The organism is Paenibacillus sp. VMFN-D1 (assembly GCF_003386155.1).
Classification (GTDB): domain Bacteria; phylum Bacillota; class Bacilli; order Paenibacillales; family Paenibacillaceae; genus Paenibacillus_AQ; species Paenibacillus_AQ favisporus.
This window is the reverse complement of sequence record NZ_QRDU01000006.1, coordinates 199,193-216,963: the sequence shown is the minus strand read 5'-3', so window position 1 is coordinate 216,963 and position 17,771 is coordinate 199,193. Positions and strand designations below refer to the sequence as shown.

16 protein-coding genes are annotated in these 17,771 nt (G+C 54.2%); 5 read left to right on the top strand and 11 right to left on the bottom strand.

What is annotated here, in order from left to right:
- Positions 1-13: 13 nt before the first annotated feature.
- From C7820_RS29620 to C7820_RS33615, 8 genes are all read right to left on the bottom strand, one after another.
- Complete coding sequence (locus C7820_RS29620) at positions 14-1,648, bottom strand: putative polysaccharide biosynthesis protein (RefSeq protein ID WP_116234107.1); 1,635 nt, start codon at positions 1,646-1,648, stop codon at positions 14-16.
- Between the two features lie 69 nt (positions 1,649-1,717).
- Positions 1,718-2,203, bottom strand: a complete 486-nt coding sequence (locus C7820_RS29615; RefSeq protein WP_076173695.1) for a DUF456 domain-containing protein — start codon at positions 2,201-2,203, stop codon at positions 1,718-1,720.
- Between the two features lie 9 nt (positions 2,204-2,212).
- The gene (locus tag C7820_RS29610) at positions 2,213-2,959 is read right to left on the bottom strand and encodes a Cof-type HAD-IIB family hydrolase (protein WP_116234106.1); all 747 of its coding nucleotides are present in this window, start codon (positions 2,957-2,959) and stop codon (positions 2,213-2,215) included.
- A 244-nt stretch (positions 2,960-3,203) separates the two neighbouring features.
- Positions 3,204-5,255, bottom strand: coding sequence for a peptidoglycan D,D-transpeptidase FtsI family protein (locus C7820_RS29605; protein WP_258875574.1), 2,052 nt, complete (start codon positions 5,253-5,255; stop codon positions 3,204-3,206).
- 253 nt (positions 5,256-5,508) lie between these two features.
- Complete coding sequence (locus C7820_RS29600; protein WP_397334236.1) at positions 5,509-7,566, bottom strand: peptidoglycan D,D-transpeptidase FtsI family protein; 2,058 nt, start codon at positions 7,564-7,566, stop codon at positions 5,509-5,511.
- 309 nt (positions 7,567-7,875) lie between these two features.
- Positions 7,876-8,835 (bottom strand): helix-turn-helix transcriptional regulator, encoded by a 960-nt coding sequence (locus tag C7820_RS29595; protein ID WP_116234104.1) that lies wholly within the window; start codon positions 8,833-8,835, stop codon positions 7,876-7,878.
- A gap of 175 nt (positions 8,836-9,010) precedes the next feature.
- Positions 9,011-9,709: a hypothetical protein gene (locus C7820_RS29590; RefSeq protein WP_116234103.1), complete on the bottom strand. Its 699-nt coding sequence runs from the start codon at positions 9,707-9,709 to the stop codon at positions 9,011-9,013.
- 389 nt (positions 9,710-10,098) lie between these two features.
- A complete protein-coding gene (locus tag C7820_RS33615; protein WP_181909250.1) occupies positions 10,099-10,260 on the bottom strand; it encodes a hypothetical protein in 162 nt (53 codons plus the stop codon).
- 271 nt (positions 10,261-10,531) lie between these two features.
- Between C7820_RS33615 and C7820_RS29585 the strand changes: the two genes are divergently transcribed.
- The 3 genes from C7820_RS29585 to C7820_RS29575 all read left to right on the top strand — a co-directional run bounded on the left by C7820_RS29585 (position 10,532) and on the right by C7820_RS29575 (position 13,074).
- On the top strand, positions 10,532-10,954 hold the full coding sequence (locus C7820_RS29585; RefSeq protein ID WP_116234102.1) for an MreC domain-containing protein: 423 nt from the start codon (positions 10,532-10,534) through the stop codon (positions 10,952-10,954).
- Positions 10,955-11,068: 114 nt separating this feature from the next.
- Positions 11,069-11,695, top strand: coding sequence for an AIM24 family protein (locus tag C7820_RS29580; protein WP_181909247.1), 627 nt, complete (start codon positions 11,069-11,071; stop codon positions 11,693-11,695).
- A 113-nt stretch (positions 11,696-11,808) separates the two neighbouring features.
- Positions 11,809-13,074: an MFS transporter gene (locus C7820_RS29575; RefSeq protein WP_116234100.1), complete on the top strand. Its 1,266-nt coding sequence runs from the start codon at positions 11,809-11,811 to the stop codon at positions 13,072-13,074.
- 95 nt (positions 13,075-13,169) lie between these two features.
- Here the strand turns inward: C7820_RS29575 and C7820_RS29570 are convergent, their stop codons facing one another.
- Both C7820_RS29570 and C7820_RS29565 read right to left on the bottom strand, forming a co-directional pair.
- Positions 13,170-14,048 carry an EcsC family protein gene (locus C7820_RS29570; RefSeq protein WP_258875572.1) on the bottom strand — a complete coding sequence of 293 codons (879 nt, stop codon included), beginning with the start codon at positions 14,046-14,048 and terminating at the stop codon, positions 13,170-13,172.
- Between the two features lie 136 nt (positions 14,049-14,184).
- Positions 14,185-14,640, bottom strand: a complete 456-nt coding sequence (locus tag C7820_RS29565; protein WP_089548473.1) for an Lrp/AsnC family transcriptional regulator — start codon at positions 14,638-14,640, stop codon at positions 14,185-14,187.
- 229 nt (positions 14,641-14,869) lie between these two features.
- Here C7820_RS29565 and C7820_RS29560 point away from each other — a divergent pair, with 229 nt between their 5' ends.
- Positions 14,870-15,709, top strand: a complete 840-nt coding sequence (locus tag C7820_RS29560; protein ID WP_076173677.1) for a sulfite exporter TauE/SafE family protein — start codon at positions 14,870-14,872, stop codon at positions 15,707-15,709.
- A complete protein-coding gene (locus tag C7820_RS29555; RefSeq protein WP_116234098.1) occupies positions 15,706-16,092 on the top strand; it encodes a DUF1634 domain-containing protein in 387 nt (128 codons plus the stop codon). The genes C7820_RS29560 and C7820_RS29555 overlap by 4 nt, the downstream gene beginning before the upstream one ends.
- Positions 16,093-16,152: 60 nt before the next feature.
- On the opposite strand, the gene C7820_RS29550 is transcribed toward C7820_RS29555, so the two are convergent.
- Positions 16,153-17,703: a potassium/proton antiporter gene (locus tag C7820_RS29550; protein ID WP_116234097.1), complete on the bottom strand. Its 1,551-nt coding sequence runs from the start codon at positions 17,701-17,703 to the stop codon at positions 16,153-16,155.
- Positions 17,704-17,771 lie beyond the last annotated feature (68 nt).

Below are 17,771 nucleotides of genomic sequence, written 5' to 3'. Positions count from 1 at the left end.
GGCACGGACCGTATTAACCCCGTTCCTGGGATTTCAACCGGGACGGCTGCAGGCGCATCAGCGGACGCAGCGCCTTCTGCAGGATACGCGGATAGCTGGACAGTTCCTGCTGGCGCAGAACGCCGAGCATGACCAGCAGCGCCAGATACAGCACCACGACCACGACGCCGACCACCAGGCAGGTGATCAGGAACGCCAGCCTGTCCGGCATAATGTGGACGAGCTGGTCGCCAGCGGCATTAAGCCCGTATCCAACGGCGCCGGTGACGATCACGGTAATGAGAAAGCCACGCCAGCGTTTCCCCAGAATGGAGAACGGCACGATTTTTTTCATGACGCGCAGGTTCAGCCACGTAATGACGAGGAAGCAGAGTCCCGTCGCGGCGATGATGCCGTAAATGCCAAGCCATGGAGCGAGAATAAGGCTTCCAAGGAGCTTGATGATTATGCCCATCATCACGCTGATGACCGTCAGGTACGCTTTGCCGACACCCAGCAGGATCGAGTTGGTCGTCATCATCGTAATCTGGAAGATCGTGCCGAACGTCAGCAGCATAATCAGTCCGCTGCCGTCCAGGCTGCTGAACAGCAGGCCGTTGATCGAATACGACGCCACGCAGAGGGCGATGACGATCGGCATGCCGGTCAGGATCGAGATGCGCAGCGCAAGTGTGATCTGCTGCTTCAAATGCGCTTCGTCCTTCCGGGCGAAGGCAGCCGAAATGACCGGAATCAGCGAGGTGCTGAGCGCGATGGCCAGAATCGGCGGAATGCCGGCAACGCTCTGCGCGCGCTGTCCGAGAATCCCGAGCAGCTGCGTCGCTTTCGCTTCGCCGATCCGGCCGATCAGGAGCGGATTGACGATCGACGAGTCGATAAAGTTGACCACCGGCACGGTCATCGATGACAGGACGATCGGAATGGAGATCGTAAAGATATCCTTGTAAATCTGTCCCATCGGCAGATGCGAATCCGGGCCGGCTTCCAGCATCAGCGCCCGGTCCTGCTTGCGAATCTTGACGGTGTAATACAGCATGACGGCAAATGCGCCGATGCTCCCGAGCACGCCCCCGAAAGAAGCGCCGGCCGCCACCCAGCTGTCCTCATATCCGCTCTTCAGCAGAATATAAGCCAGCAGGATCGCAGTGCCGACCCGGGCGAACTGCTCGACGATTTGCGAAATGCCGCCCGCGGTCATGTTGCCGCGGCCCTGGAAGTATCCGCGCATCATCGCGATCGCCGGGAACAGCAGCAGCGCCGGCGCCAGCGCGCGGATGGCGAGCGACGCTTCCGGCACTTTGGAAACGTAGGTCGCATAATACGGTGCGAGCACGTACAGCAGAATGGTGATGATAACGCCCGCCGCCGCGGCGAAAATAAGCGCTGCATGGTACACGCGCTGCGCTTCCGCCGGCTTCTTCAGCGCATAACGCTCGGATACCATTTTGCTCAGCGTACTCGGAATGCCTGCCGTCGCCACGGTCAGCAGCAGCAAATAGACGTTGTTCGAAATCGTAAACGAGGCCTTGCCTATGTCATTAAACAGGTGATCCAGCGGAACCCGCTGCACCAGTCCGAGCACGCGCGCCACCAGCGCAGCGGCAGCCAGAATGAGCGTGCCTCTAATAAATGATTCTTTCTTCGCCAAACCCTATTCCCCTTCTTTCCCCAGCAAGCACAACCCCGGACGGGTGACCGCCCATGCGTTATCTTCTCATTAGAAAAACACGATCCATACGAAAAATACGATGATCATGACGATTTGCAGGATCACTTTCATCACCATGCTGCTGAACAGGCCCACAAGCGTCCCGAAGCCCACTTTCACCGCTTTTGACGGCGACGATCCATTGATGAGCTCTCCCACAAACGCGCCTACAAACGGTCCGATCACAAGTCCGAAGGCCGGAATGACGAACGGCCCGATGATAGCCCCGATGGTGCTTAGAATGACCGACAGCCTGGAGCCGCCGAACTTCTTCGTTCCCCAGGCGCCGACGGCATAATCGGCTACGAACAGCACCACGATGATGAGGCCCTGGATGATCCAGAACCAGGTGTTGAAATGGGAAAACGTAAAAAACCAGCCATACACAAAAAAGGCAAAAAAGATAGCCAGCGCCCCCGGCAGTATCGGGTACACGGCGCCGGCCAAGCCGATTGCGAACAGCGCAATGACCAAAATCCAGCCAAGCACAGCCATCGCCTATGCTCACTCCTCGTTAAAAATGAATTTTTGGATAACCTCAGCGATTCCGTCATCGTTGTTGCTTGACGTAATATAATCGGCTGTATCTTTCACGACCTGCTGCGCGTTGCCCATAGCTACGCCGAGCCCGGCCTGCTGGATTGCCGCCAGATCGTTCATGCTGTCTCCGACCGCAATGACTTCAGACATCGTCAGGCCCAGCAGCTTGCACACTTCAGCAATGCCCGCAGCCTTGTTCACGCCTTCCGGGTTGATCTCCAGATTAAACGGCGAGGAGTTGGTGATTTCAAGGCCGCCCATATCCTGCAGCTTCATGAGTATACGGTGTCTCGCTTCGTCATCCTCTGTATGGTAGCCGAATTTGAGCCATTCCTTGCCTTCGACGTCATCCGTCCAATGATCCTTATTGTACAGCTGCTCAACGGAATAGGCCCAGTACCAGCAGTCCTCTTCCACCGCGATATCGTGCATCGCCTTCACCAGCTCCACATCCATCAATGAGCGCAGGTGAAGCTCATGCGGGGCACGCCATACTTCGCTGCCGTTTACCGTAATCATGGGCGTGGTCAGCCCGAGCTCTTCCCCATAAGGCAGGGCGCTCATAAATGCCCGTCCTGTCGACAGGCACACATGCACGCCGTGCTTCGATGCCTTGCGGATCCACTGCGCCGTTTCCTTCGAAATGTTCTGCTCATCGGTCAGCAGCGTTCCGTCCATATCCAGTGCGAGTAACTTGTATTTCTTAGTCATGCCGTTTCCCCCTGTCCTTGTTCCAGCGCTTTTCTTTCCGTTTTGACACAGACATACGGACATTTTACCACAAGGACCGGGACCTCACAAAAAGGATTTGCGGCGGCACTTCCATTGCTGGACAGGCCTACCATTAAAAAAGCAGGCAGCCGGGGAAAGTCCCGTGTCACTGCCTGCCTGCAATCAGCCAGTTTACCGCAAGCACCGATGGAATCCACGGCCTTGCAGGCACTGCCTGACTTTATTATGGGTTGCTTTGATCGTCGGTCGTTTCCTTCTTGCCTTTCGGAACGCCGTCCAGTCCGTACACCTCGTCGTACGCGTCGAAAATTTTACGCGCGATCGGCGCGGCGCTCTGCGAGCCGAAGCCCCCTTCCGGGATCATAACCGCAATGGCCAGCACCGGATTTTCCTTCGGAGCAAAGGCGATAAACACCCCGTTATCGATCAGCTTGCCGCCGACGCTCTGGGTCGATGTCCCCGTCTTCCGGGCAAAGCTGTAAGGGAAGCCTTCAAAGGAGGAGACGTCACTCTTCATCCCGCGCTTGATTTCATCCCAGTACGACTGGTTGAAATTGACGGTGTTCAGCACTTCCGGCTTGAACGTCTTAAGGATGTTACCTTTGTCATCGGTGATCTTGCTGACGAGCTGCGGCTTCAGCCGCTTGCCTTCGTTAGCCAGCATGGCTGCGTATTGGGCGAGCTGCAGCGTCGTGTATTTCCCCTGCTGCCCGAAGGAAGCATAAGCCATGGCCGCCTGGGTGGAACCTGCCGCTTTAATATCGAGATATTCCTTTCGGCCCTCCCATTCACCTGGCAGACCGCTACCCGTGCTTACGCCAAGGCCGAACGAGGTCATGTAGCTGTCCCATACTTGGATGGCTTTGGAGCCGTATTTCTCATACAGCTTCGTCCCGATCTTGTCAACCATAAATGCGTTGGACGATTTCTCGATGGCGCGTGCCGGGTCCATCCCGCCGTACACGTGACCCTGAGAGTTCTGTACGCGGGTCTGGTGGCCTTCTTTACCGAAGTAGGCCGCACCCTTATCCTCATAGTAAGTGTTTGTTGTGATCAAGCCTTCCTTCAGTCCGATCAGGACGCTGAGCGGCTTCATCGTTGAACCGAGCAGCACGACCGATTCCGGATGGCTGCCGGATTTCCCCGGGTTAAAGGAACGGATTGTGCCGTTCTGGTAAATGTTCTTAATCTTATCCCAGTTTTCCGGCGACACGCTGCCCGTCTGCCACAAGTTCGGATCGTAGTCCGGCATGCTGGCCATGGCGACGATGTTGCCCGTCTTCACTTCCATCGCGACGGCGAATCCCGTCGTGGCGTTCGGATGCAGCTTACCCGAAACCGGATGCGTATGGAGCCAGCTCAGCTGTTCAGTAATGGCCTGCTCCGTCTGCAGCTGAACTTCCTTGTTGATCGTGCTGTAGATGTTGTGCCCTTTCTCCGGGGGGACGATATCCTCCACGCCCTCGGGCATGTTGCGGGGATCAATCGGCACCTTCTTGTACCCGTTCTTGCCGCGCAGCTCGTCCTGGTACATGAGCTCCAGGCCGTCGAAGCCGACAAACTCGGGCTCGGTGTAAATCAGGCCCGGATCGGTCTGCGCATCGCCGCTGCGCTGCTGCTCGTCGATGGTTTTGTATTTGGTCAAACTTTTGGATCCCTTAAAGGTCCGGATGTACCCGATCGTCTGCACCGCCACGGTGTCGGGGTCATAATGCCGGATGCTTTCCTCTTCGATCGCGATACCCGGGAAATCGGACTTATGCTCCGAGAAGTAGGCGATTTCCTTGTTTGACAAATCCATCTTGATCCGGCGCGGTGAATAACCCGAATATTTCTTGTAATCCAGATCCATTGCATCTATGATATCCTGCTTGGTCATTTTCTCGCCGTTCGGATCGCCATATTTATTGAACACTTCCAGCAGATCCTCCGCCATCTTTTCGGCTTCCGGACGGTTCTTCTTCCCATTCTTCTCGCTGTAATCCTTCATCAAGGTAAGATACAGCGACTGGGTCGGCGTGGAATAGGCCAGCTTCACGCCCGAAGCGTCGTAAATTGTTCCCCGGACCGGAGGCAGCGGCACATCCTTGACGATGTTGCTGGACTCCTTCTCCGTCAGCGTGGGCCCTTCCACAAACTGCAGAATGGCGAGCCGGATAATGATGACACAGAAAATAATAAACGTACTGAAAAAGAACAGGTTAATCCGCAGGTTAAAGCTGTTTTTCCCTTTCTTCGGACCTTCCTGCGGGTGGTCCGTCGTATAGTCGCTCACCAGCATTCCTCCTTCCTGTCTGACCTATGTAAACCGACCTTTATTATTCTAGCATAAAAGGCATGCGTTCGACATCTTTCGCCCTTCCCCAGGATTGGGATATTAGCAAGCTGCTATTTTTTAAGAACAACAGAAGAAGACCGCCCGGAAAATCGGGTCGGTCTTCTTCCAATATATACATATGAAAGCATAGTTCTATCGGAGCGGAATCAGTGAAGCTGCTAAGCCGAATGGACGTTGCTTTCGAACGGTCTTAGGGGTTCACAGTCTGCTTGTTTTTCTTCGGCACCCCATCCAGTCCGTATTCCTGGTCATACGCATCGAAGATTTTGCGGGCGATCGGAGCCGCGCTGTATGCGCCGAAGCCTCCTTCCGGAATGACGACGGCGACGGCCAGCTTCGGATTGTTCCGCGGGGCATAGGCGATAAAGACGCCGTTATCCCGTTTGACCCCATCAGACGACTCCTGCTGGGATGTTCCAGTCTTTCTGGCAAAATCATATGGGAAGCCGGCGAACGCGGATTTTACATCAGTGTTCATCCCCCTCCGCACAAGGCTCCAGTAAGACTTGTCAAAGTCGTCCGTCTTGTTCAGCACCTCGCGCTTGAACGTTTTGACGACCTTGCCGTTCTGGTCGGTAATCTTGCTGACGATCTGCGGCTTGATCCGTTCCCCCTCATTCGCCAGCGTAGTGGCATATTGGGCGAGCTGAAGGGTTGTATATCTCCCTTCCTGGCCGAAGGATGCATAGACGAGAGACCCTTGGGCGCTGCCTGTTTGCGGGAACTTTCCGTTTTTGTCGGGCATATATTCCCGTTTGCCAAGGAATTCATTGGGGAGATCGATTCCCGTCGATACGCCTAAACCGAACTGCTTCATATATCTATCCCAAACGTCGACGCCCTTGTTGTATATGCCGCCCGCGTTAATATACTTCTTAAACAACCTGTCGCCGACCATATCCACCATAAAGGCGTTCGACGAATGCTCGATGGCCTCAGCCGGGGTGCGGAGGTATCCGTAGGCATGGTTCTGCGAGTTCCGCACAGGCTTCTTCTCTTTACCGAAATACGCAATGCCGACATCATTATAAGGTGTCGTCGTCGAGAACAAATGCTCCTGCAGGCCGACCAGCACGCTGAGCGGCTTCATCGTGGATCCGAGCAGCAGCGTGGACTCCATGTTGTGGCCTGATTTACCGGAGGAATAAGGAGTAATTGTTCCGTTCTGATAGTTGGTCTGGATCTTATCAAAATCTTTTGGAGAAATCCCTCCATTCCCCCAAACATTTGTGTCATAGTCAGGCATGCTGGCCATGGCCACAATTTTGCCGGTATCCACCTCCATGGCAACGGCGTATCCCGTCAACGCATCTTTATGTGTCTGACCAGACACGGGATTGTGATGCACCCAGTCCAGCTGGTCCATGATCGCCTGCTCCGCCGTCTGCTGCACCTGCTTGTTGATCGTCAGCCAGACGTCGTTCCCCTTCTTGGGCGGGACGATCTCCTCAACACCGTCAACGATGTTGCCCGGCGTTACCGAGACCACTTTATACCCGTTTTTGCCCCGCAACTCTTTTTGAAAGGACATCTCAATACCGTCGACCCCGACCAGCTCATCCGGCGTATAGACGAGTCCGGGATCCTTCTGGTCCTTGCGCGCCTCGTCATACTCTTTTAACGACTCCGTATGCTTGAAGCTCTTAATATATCCGACCGTTTGCACCGCGATCGTATTCGAGTTATACGTCCGCTTCGATTCCTCAATAATTTCGATGCCCGGAAATTCGGATTTCCGCTCCATGAAATAGGCGATCTCCCGCTGCGACAAATCCATCTTGATCCGGCGCGGATAATACCCGTGCTCTTTCTTGGAGTCCAGGTCCATCGCTTCGATGATGTCTTTCTTCTCGATCGGATCGCCCAATCCGTTAAAGACATCCGCTATTTTCTGAGCCAACTGCAACGCTTCCGCGCGGTTCTTCCTGCTTTTTTCCGTCGCGTTGCTGTAATCCTTCTGAAGGGTTATGTACAGTGACTGTACCGGCGTAGAAAAAGCCAGTTTCGTTCCGGTCGCATCCAAAATATCTCCACGGGCAGGCGGGAGCGGAATATTTTTCGTGTTTTGCCCTGTTTCTTTCTCCGTCAGGGTATCCGCTTCGACGAATTGTATGACGGCCAGCCGGATAATAATGACGCAAAAGATGACGAAGGTGCTGAAAAAAAACAAATTCAACCGTAAGTTAAGCCCGGACTTGGGCTCATTGTCCTTGTCGCCTTTCACGTTCCTTCCCAAAAAATTGTTCACCGATCTCCCCACTTCCTTGCACTCATCTCAAACTGGAAAACATTCCTTATAATTTTAACATATCTTGACAGTGAGGAGAATGATAGGAAAATGATAAACATACGATTTCCTGGGCTGTATCGTAATGACTCAAGTGAAGTCGGCCGTTCGTCGTTCGGATTCTCGAATGGGGCGGGAAAACATACCTGAAGTCGCTGCCATGCATGAAGAGGAATTGAAAAGACAGGGCCAGCATCCATCGGGAAGCGGGATGTCAACTGCTGGCATTTCCCTGTTGCAGGGTGAGCAATAAAGTGCGGGGATCCTGTATCATTTGTATAAAGCAAGCCATTTGCGCAAATTCCGTTTCATCATCTCCCTGTAAAATACGGGCTCCATAATTTCGGCTTCCGCCCCGTACTGGGACAGCCAGCTTATAAATTCAACCACGTTGGTCACACATAACTCCACAATCAGACTGCCGTCCCGGCTCTCCGCCATGCGCATCGGGGGAATAAACGCCTCGGTTCTGAACATATTCGCCATCCGGGGGGAGATCCTGATTTTAAACTGTATTTGGTCTTGCTCGTGCTGCTCATGATAAGGATCCAACAACTCTTGCTGAACATGCATATGTACTTTGACGAATACGTCATCTAAAACTTCTACCTGCTGAAAATTGCTGAGAGGGTAAATTTGGATATTCCCTTCCGAATGACTCCGGCCGACCAGATAAAAACGATGCTTCCAGGGTACGAGCCAGTAAGGATCGATCCTTCCGGACTTTCGCTCCCGGCGTTCAGAAAGAACGTATTCCGCCTGGATCGTATGCTGGGACAAGGTGGCCATGAGAATCGGGATGAGAAACGGCGGCTGATCCCGTATCGCTGCCGCAGACTTGTCCGCCGATGTCACTGCTTCTTGCTGCTCTGTTACCGCGGAATCTGCTCTTCGCTTATGGTTCGCCGCCATGACTTTCTCATATGCACTTTCAAACGCCGCGGGCAGGATCGGTTTAATCTGATTCATAATCGAAGGAAGCGCCGCGAAAGCGGACGTTTCCTCTTCCGTCCAATCCAGCGGATACAAGGCAAAATCCCCGATGAACCTGTACCCCTTGCCATGCCCCTGATGGGTAATCGGAATGTGCATGGCGCTCAGGGCATCCATATCGCGATATATCGTCCGCTCGCTGGTGCCGCAGCGCTCCGCAAGCTCCCTCGCCAGAATGCCGGGCTTGGCCTGAACGAGGGTGATAATGCGCATTAGTCGGATCAGTCTGTCTGTCATGTGGATTCTCCTAGCTCGTATAGTAAATTAGACTCATATCTCAACTTCCGAAGTAGTCCATTCGACTTGTAGCAAAGCGAATCCTGCTTTCATGTTCCGAAGACCATCCCCTTCGTTTTTGCTATTTTTTCTTGAAAAATATGTACTTGATATGGCAGGGTATACATGCGACTCCTTACCCGTTTCTGACCAAAGAAGTATTCCTATTCATGTAAGTTCCTACATAGTGCTCGCTGAGCTGGTACAGCATGTCGGCCTCGGCCAGCAAACGGCCGTCCGCGTTCCGGGCCGCGCTGATCAGCAGCTCGTCCCCCTTCCGGCGGAGCACCCATTCCCCATGCTCAATATCGCCGAATTCGAACAGCCTGATGGCTTCCTTGACTACTCCCGGTGTTTCCAGAAGTTTCACATGCTTATGGACGTGAAAATCCTCCGGCTGTCGCAAAAGCCCCATGTGATACGTGTAATTCATATAAAGTTCTTTGACGGGGAGCTCCTTGATCCGCTCCTTGTTCCGCTCCTTGTAGCGCCACTGGGCCGAGATAACGCCATGAAGACCTGGACTTTGCGGCTCAAGGGCAAGCTCGATCGCAAAGAACTGCTTGACTCCGTCCTGCAGATGCCCCAGCGGCACGATCAATGAATGATTCAGTCCTCTTCTTGCCTTTGCCCCGTAAATACGCAGCAAGGTCACATGCGGTTCCAGCCACAAGTGCAGCTCCACATCCCGGGCGATAAGCTTAGGGGAGGTTCGCCTCCGGGCAGGACGCAGCGTTCCTCCGTACCACTCGACTAGTAGAATAGCCTTATTCATTCCGCTGGCAAAAATATGATTGCGGTTCCATGTAAATTGATCCTGTATACCTGACTGCATGGATGTTCACCCCTATCTTAATTCATCGTCTTTATATCGTACCAATATTGGCTGACAGCATCTTGTCACGGAACATACGTTCGTATACATATATTTGTAAATAATATCACAACATTCCACTATTTTCTACCTGATTCTTCCTTTTTTTCGAGTAAACCACTCCCTTTATCGCGGCTTTTTCACTTCAATGCATCTTTATGTAAAAAGTCCTACGATTTGTCCTAAACTAGTATAAAAGAACGAAATTGAAATAAATGTCGAAACGTGTAGTGTAGATGCGAAGCGGCAAACTTTTTTTATCGGCATAAATTTCGCCCATGCGAAAAAAGACCCAGAATCTCGAAGGATTCCAGGTCTTTTGTGTTTTGAAATATGGTATTATTTAGACATTAACTGACAATTGCATTCATTTTGGTTTCGCTTGGACCGGCCGTTTCGCGGATTTGGACCGGTGCATACGTAACTTTGTCAATCCACAGCTCCTTGCCCAAAGGCTCGCCGTTAACGGTAATCCTAATCTTTTTATATTGTTGTTCTGTTTCACGCATCATTCATTGCTCCTTTTCATGTCGTATATATTCGTATATTTGAGAGGGCTTCTTCTATTCCTGGGACTGGCTCTTCTGTCCGCCTTTTGGTGCGTCATCCGGCTTCCCTTTTCATTTACCCGCTTTGGGCGCCATTTGAAACCGGTCCGGCAAAAATGGACGAAAGTGGAACTTATTCGCCGGTTTTCGAGTATATTCTATGGACGGCTCCGGCCTGTCCTGCTTGATGGACAACCCTCACTTTCTATAACTCTATGCAGGAGGTTGTTGCTTTATGAACCGGAACTTATCGCTGATCCGCCTATTATGCGCGGTGATGATTGTCATATGCGGCACGATGCTGTTCAAGACTTCCGTCAAAGCGAATTATTTCGACGATTTTTATAAAGGGGTGGAGACGTTCTCCGGCCTCCCCAGCGAAGTCAACCGGCTGAAGGAGAGCTACCGGGAAACCTTGGACGATCTCGACCGGGCTCAAGCCGACGCGAAGCAGTACCAGGAGCAGAACGCCGAGCTGATGGCTCAGAACAAGGAGCTGTCCGAAACCGTTCAGGCGCTGCAGGAAACCAATCAGGCCAGAGCAGCCAGGGAGCATAAGCTGAAAGTCATGCTGATCACGGTGGTTGCTCTTGCCGCCGGGTATTTTGTTTTTATCCGCATTATGCGGTACTTCATGCGCAGAGCCAACCGGATTTAGCGACCATCCCGGAGCCCGAAGTAGGAGGAATTGCCATTGAATCTGTCGATACAGGAACATGCAAGCCCGGACAGCGGACAAGCCGTGACCTTCCTGCTGGAACAAGGGGAAGAGATGCACTTTCTGCATCCGGAGCAGATCATCGCCTACAGGGGACCGTCCGACGGGCGGAGCGACCGGCTGATGAACATCAAGGGGATGTACCGTAAGAAAAAGCTGATTCAGGCGGATATGCGGGGGAGCTGCAGTTTTACCGCAGCGCTGCCTCCCGGCTACAGCGTCAAGCCGATTGAGCTTGCCGGCGGCAGCGATTTGCTGTACGACCTGCGGCATTTATTTTTTTACAGCTCCGGCATCACCATGAAAACGCGGATTCTGAGCGCGAAGAATATGCTGATTACCCGTGACGCCGTCAAGGTAAAATTTGCCGGGACAGGCACGATCGGCGTCTTGACCGAAGGCATGGTCCTGGAAGCGGAGCTTCATCCGGATGAGCCGCTGTACGTTGACGCGGGAAGCGTGATCGCTTATCCCGAGAATGCCAAGCTCGACCTGACGGTTTACGGCAATACGCTGGCCAGCCAGCACATGAATTATCATTTTAAAATGACGGGTGTGGGAACGGTGCTGTTTCAGGCCGGACACCGGAGCAGCCACCTGGAGAAGGACCTGAACAACGACGGGCTGATCAAGCGGGTACTGCGGGAGATCATTCCGTTCGGGGGAGTTTTTATCAAGTAAGGGGTATACGGTTTGCCTGAATCTGACATATAATCTCCTTAAACATTCCGAACGATAGAGGACCTGACATGTACATAGCCGATCCGTCTTGAGTTCAAACACCAGGAGGTAACATGTCCGTTCAAACGATGACCAAAACTTCACCGCCAAGTGGACAGCAGCCGCTGACGCAGCCGGATATGTCGGCCACGGTCTACCGGATCCTCATTGCCATCAGCCTCGTGCATCTGTTTAATGACTCGATCCAATCTGTCATCCCGGCGATCTTCCCGATTCTGAAGTCGTCCATGCACCTGACCTATACGCAGATCGGGATCATTTCTTTTGCGATCAACTTTACGTCCTCCATTATGCAGCCGGTGGTCGGATGGTTCGCCGACCGCAAGCCGACGCCCGCGCTGCTCCCGATCGGGATGGGCTTCACCTTCACTGGGATGCTGCTGATGGCCTTCGCTACCACTTATCCGGCCGTGCTGCTGGCCGTCGTGTTCGTGGGCCTGGGCTCAGCCGCCTTTCATCCAGAAGGCTCGAGGGTATCCCACATGGCCTCCGGAACGCGCCGCGGGCTGGCCCAGTCGATCTTCCAGGTCGGCGGCAACGCCGGGCAGTCCCTGGCTCCCGTGCTGACGATGTGGATTTTCATCCCGCTCGGCCTGTTCGGCTCGATCTGGTTTACCATCGTCGCCGCGGCCGGCATTGCGGTCCAAATCTTTATCGCCAGATGGTATGGCAACCGCCTGCGGACCGGGGCGTACCAGAAGAAGAAAACGCAGGCGCGCCAGCTGCGTCCGGAAGTGCGCTCCCGCGTCCGTTTCGCGATCGTGCTGCTGGTGCTGCTCGTGTTCGTCCGTTCCTGGTACAGCTCGTCCATCAGCACGTTCTTTTCATTTTATCTCATGGAGAATTTCCACCTTTCCGTGAGCGACGCGCAGGTTTACATTTTCCTGTTCCTAGCAGCCGGCGCCGTCGGCACGTTCTTTGGCGGTCCGCTGGCCGACCGGTTCGGCAAACGGAACATGATCTTCTGTTCGATGATCCTTGCTGCTCCGCTGGCCATCCTTCTGCCTTATGCGAATCTGTTCTGGTCAGGCGTGCTGCTGGCGCTCATCGGCCTGATCGTCTTCTCCAGCTTCTCGGTGACGGTCGTGTATGCGCAAATGCTGTTCCCCGGCAAAATCGGAACCGTCTCCGGCCTTATTACCGGCCTGGCTTTCGGGATGGGGGGCCTTGGCGCACTCGTGCTGGGTAAATGGACCGATATCGTGGACATTACGACCGTCATGCAGATATGCAGCTTCCTGCCGCTGCTTGGCATTCTGACTTATCTGCTTCCGTCCGACAAGCTGCTGAACCGGTGGTCCGAGGGAACGGAAGCCTGATCAGAGTGTTGCGCGTCCAAGCGATTCATCTGCAAAAAAGGACCGCCACCAGGCTTATTATAAAGCCCAGGGCGGTCCTTTTAAGTTGCCGGCCCTTATGCCTCATCGTCCGGCTGCTCCGAGCGCAGCTTGGTCACAATCCGCCGCTTCCTGTACAGCATTTTTCCGGCTTCGGCCACATCCTCAATCGTGCCCTTGTTGCTGATGGAGCCGAAGAAAATCCCGGCAATCGGTACGAGCTGGAACAGCTTTTTCCATCCGAAGCTGTCACGGTACGTCTGCACCACTTCCCGCCAGCCCTGAATCTGCGACATGACTTGAGCCGGCGCGTGGTCTCCGTCAAACTGCCCAAGCTCGTCCAGCACCGCCTTTTTGCCGACAATGTCGGCCGATGCGAACTGAAGGCACTTGACGATAAACAGGCGCTCTTTCTCATCCCTTGGATCGTAGCCGTAGCAAACGGCGATCTCCTGCAGCACCTTCAAAGAGAGGCCCAGCACCGCAGGGATGTCGATGGCCAGCGTCAATACGCCGCCGATGCCCGTTGTCGCCCCTTGGGCAGCAGCAAGCTTGGCGCGGCTCGCGGTGAGCTCATCCGCCACGCTGTCCATGACCGCAAGCGGCAGATTCGCCGCCTCGGCGAGCGTCAGTACGGCTCCATCCCCGCCGTCATGCCCATCGGCCGGTTCCGGCGCTCCCCTTCCCTCCGGACCGCTTCCCATATGCGAATGCGTCCGCTCAAGCCGTTTGAGAATGGATCTGCGCTGCACCAAATACTGCCCGCCGGTCTGCAGAAACCGTCCGACCTCGCCAAGCCCTTCGGCCAGCTTGTCCTGAATCACTTTCGGCGTCAGCCGGTCCAGCAGCATAAACGGCAGCCGGCTCCATTTTTCCCAAAACCACGCGCCTTTCTGATCCTTCTCCCATTTTTCAATCCGCCTTAATTCCTGCTCTAGCTGATCTTTGGTTTCCATCTGTCCAGACACCTCCCAAAATTGGTTGTTCATCTAACACGCCCGATACGCCTTCCCCGCGATCCGGTTACCCACATACAAAGATAGGCATGATAAACAAGAAAGACCGCATGGATGCAGCTGCATGAAGGACATCTTAAATCTGTATGCCTTCCCGCTCTTTGAACCGGCGGATCAGAAACTCGCTGTGCACATTCGTGATGCCCTCCACCGTCTGGAGCTTCCGCAAATATTTTTCCACATGCTCCTGGTCATCCATCAACGCATGGACATGCAGGTGCGGGCCGCCGCTCATCTGGTAGACGCTCGTGATTTCATCATCCGCAAGCAGCGTTTCGGCAACGGTCTCAAGCAGGTTCCACTCCACTTCGATCAAGAAGTACACCGACATGCTTTTTCCGGCCTTCAGCGGGTTGACAATCACCGTAAATTTATCGATGATTCCCTGCTCCATGAGGCCATTGACCCGTTCCCGCACGGCAGCCCGCGTCAGGTTCACAAACCGGCCGAGCTCGGCATGGCTGAGCCTGCCGTTATCGAGCAGATGATCCAGAATCATATTGTCTTTTTCGTCCAAATGTTTGAATTTCATGGCTTTCTTCCTCTCCCGGCATAAGCTTCATTGCTTCGTTGTATTTTACATTGTAAAAATAAACTACTTAAATATCGTCCGTTTGTATGGTCAATATTATACAAACGGTGTATAATGAATCCGTTCTACGGCATCCGGATGCGATAAGCCCCGTGTTTTTAGTGTACAGGGATACGGCGGAAGAGCGCAATCCGGACTCATATTTTCTGACACAGGCAGGTGTACTCATGTGATTACGTTATCTTTGGAAATTCTGCTCATCTCCGTTCTGGCCGGCATCGTCGGATCGGTGCTGGGGCTCGGAGGCGGCATCATCGTCACGCCGGCGCTGACGCTTCTATTCGGGGTCAGCATCGAGCATGCCATCGGCGCCAGCATCATATCCGTCATCGCCACTTCAAGCGGCTCCGCCATCGCCTACATCCGCGACCGGATCACCAATATGAGGGTCGGGATGTTTCTGGAAATCGCCACGACCATCGGGGCGATCACCGGCGCGTTTATCGGCGGCATCATCGCCCCTAATCTGCTCTATATCATCTTCGGGCTGCTGCTCATCTACTCCGCGTTTAATATGATCAAGAAGAAGAGCGAAGGTGCCGCCGGTGAGGTCAGCATGAGCCCGGCTGCCAAGAAGCTCCGGCTTGAAGGAAGCTATTATGATAAAGCCATCAAGCAGGACGTCCCTTACCATGCCGGAAACGTCTACGGAGGCTTCTCCGTCATGTACGGTGCGGGGATCGTATCCGGCCTGCTCGGCATCGGCAGCGGCAGCTTCAAAGTGCTGGCCATGGACGTGTTCATGAAGCTTCCTTTGAAGGTATCGACCGCTACCAGCAACTTCATGATGGGCGTGACCGGGGCGGCCAGCGCGGGAGTCTACCTGCTGCGCGGGGATATCGATCCGCATATCGCCGGACCGGTGGCTCTCGGCGTTCTGGCCGGAGCGACCGTCGGTGCGCAAATTATGCAGCGCCTCAAGAGCAAGACGATCCGCCTGCTGTTCATTCCGGTGCTGGCGTACGTGGCCGTGCAGATGATTTTGGAAGGAGTGGGACTGACGAAATGAGCGAACCGAACGAGCAACGCCAAGAGCGGCAACAGAAAGATATTTTGGAGGTGGAGCTGGCCGTCAGCCGCTGGCTCCGGGTCGGCGTCGTGCTGAGCGCAGCCGTCATCATCGTCGGATTGGTGCTCTTTTTTATGGAGGGAAGCAGCGGATACCCCGGCAGCTCTTACCCGCACAGCCTCCCCGATATTGTGAGCGGAATCGCGTCATTCAAGCCTTACGCCGTCATCACGGCCGGATTGATCCTTCTCATTCTGACCCCTGTACTGCGCGTCGCGATCTCCATCTGGGTATTTGTGCGCGAAGGCGACAAGCTGTATACGGGAATTACCACCCTGGTGCTCCTGATTCTGATCATCAGCTTTATCCTGGGAAAAGCCTGAACCTCCCGCATTCCAAAAAGCCCTGCTTCTTCGCAAAGAAGGCAGGGCTTTTGTGTTAAGTTAAGTCTCCTTTTCCGGAGGGTCGTCCGGTTCTTTAGGCGGTATGATGTTGGTGGCTTCTTCCGGCTTCTGCTTCACCTCGTTGAGATGAACCACCGGAAGTGCCGGGGAAGTCAGAATCGCCTTCACCTGCTTCCGTTTCGCCTTCGGGCTCAGCACATACACCGTATCTCCGGACTCGATCCTCGTGTTCCCGCGCGGAGCGATGATCTGTTCGTGGCGGATGATCGCCGTAAACAAAATGTCCTCCGGCAGGTCGAGCTCGGAAATTTCCTTACCGGCGATCGCCATCGTCTCGTTGACGTCCACGTGGTTGATTTCCGATTTGGCTTTGCCCAATGCTGTCAGCTCCAGGAGCGAAGGGTTGGACGGTTTGATTTCTCCCGCCAGCCCCAGCTTCCCGGCAAACGGGGAAATCGTTGCCCCCTGGATAATGGCCGAAGTCAGCACGACGAAAAACACCACGTTAAAAAATAGCCGTCCGTGCTCCATTTCCGCCAGCATCGGATAAGTCGCCAGCACGATCGGTACGGCTCCGCGCAGGCCGGCCCAGGAAATGAGCAGCTTTTCCCGGAAAGAATACTTCATCCCGAGTGTGCTGAGGAAGACGCCCACGGGCCTTGCTATCAGCATCAGAATCAGGGAGAGCAGCAGACCTTCCCCGACGATGCCCGGCAGCTCGGATGGAAAGACAAGCAGGCCGAGCAGCACGAACATGACGATCTGCATCATCCAGCCGAACCCCTGGTTAAAATGCATGATCGAGCGCCCATAGGCCAAATCGGAATTGCCCATGACGATGGCTGTCACGTAGACGGCGAGGAGCCCGCTGCCATGGATCACCGAGGTGGCGCTGTACGCCAGAATGGCGAATCCGAGCGCCATGACGGGATACAGTCCGGACGAATCGAAATTAATCTTGTTGATGACGTAAACCGCCAGCCTGCCGATGAGCAGCCCCATGACCAGACCGATGCCCATTTCCCAGAAAAACGACAGGATCATTTGGAAGATTTCCGCCTCGGGATGCTGATAGTATTCGATCAGGGAGACGGTGAGAAAGACGGCCATCGGGTCATTGCTGCCGGACTCGGCTTCCAGGGTGGAGGTCAGACGCTTTTTGATATTTTTCCCTCCAAGCACCGAGAACACCGCGGCCGCATCCGTCGATCCGACGATGGCACCGAAGAGAAAGCCTTCCACCCAGGACACGCCCAAAATATACTTGGCGCAGACGCCAACGATAAAGGTCGTCAGCAGCACCCCCACCGTCGCCAGCGACAGGGCCGGCTTGATGACCGGCTTGATATCGTCAAACTTCGTCTGCATGCCCCCTTCGAACAAAATGACAATCAGCGCCAAAATCCCGACGATCTGGGTGATGAGGACGTTATTGAAATACACGAACCGCGTAATCAGCATGCCGACGATGATAAACAGCACAAGGGCCGGCATGCCGAATCTCGAGGAAAATTTGGTGGTCAGCACGCCGACGAGCAGCAGGCCGGCCATTAATAGAACAAGTGAATTAACCAATGTTGTGGAATCCAAACAGCCTCGCCTCTTTAAAATGGAATGTAAACACGCCTTAATTTCGGTTGCGAACAAGAAAATTGACC

Coding starts and splice junctions, on each gene's coding strand:
- C7820_RS33615 (WP_181909250.1), bottom strand. CDS start 10,260: ATGATGCGTGAAACAGAACAACAATATAAAAAGATTAGGATTACCGTT.
- C7820_RS29585 (WP_116234102.1), top strand. CDS start 10,532: ATGAACCGGAACTTATCGCTGATCCGCCTATTATGCGCGGTGATGATT.
- C7820_RS29580 (WP_181909247.1), top strand. CDS start 11,069: ATGCACTTTCTGCATCCGGAGCAGATCATCGCCTACAGGGGACCGTCC.
- C7820_RS29590 (WP_116234103.1), bottom strand. CDS start 9,709: ATGCAGTCAGGTATACAGGATCAATTTACATGGAACCGCAATCATATT.
- C7820_RS29615 (WP_076173695.1), bottom strand. CDS start 2,203: ATGGCTGTGCTTGGCTGGATTTTGGTCATTGCGCTGTTCGCAATCGGC.
- C7820_RS29575 (WP_116234100.1), top strand. CDS start 11,809: ATGTCCGTTCAAACGATGACCAAAACTTCACCGCCAAGTGGACAGCAG.
- C7820_RS29565 (WP_089548473.1), bottom strand. CDS start 14,640: ATGAAATTCAAACATTTGGACGAAAAAGACAATATGATTCTGGATCAT.
- C7820_RS29570 (WP_258875572.1), bottom strand. CDS start 14,048: ATGGAAACCAAAGATCAGCTAGAGCAGGAATTAAGGCGGATTGAAAAA.
- C7820_RS29610 (WP_116234106.1), bottom strand. CDS start 2,959: ATGACTAAGAAATACAAGTTACTCGCACTGGATATGGACGGAACGCTG.
- C7820_RS29595 (WP_116234104.1), bottom strand. CDS start 8,835: ATGACAGACAGACTGATCCGACTAATGCGCATTATCACCCTCGTTCAG.
- C7820_RS29555 (WP_116234098.1), top strand. CDS start 15,706: ATGAGCGAACCGAACGAGCAACGCCAAGAGCGGCAACAGAAAGATATT.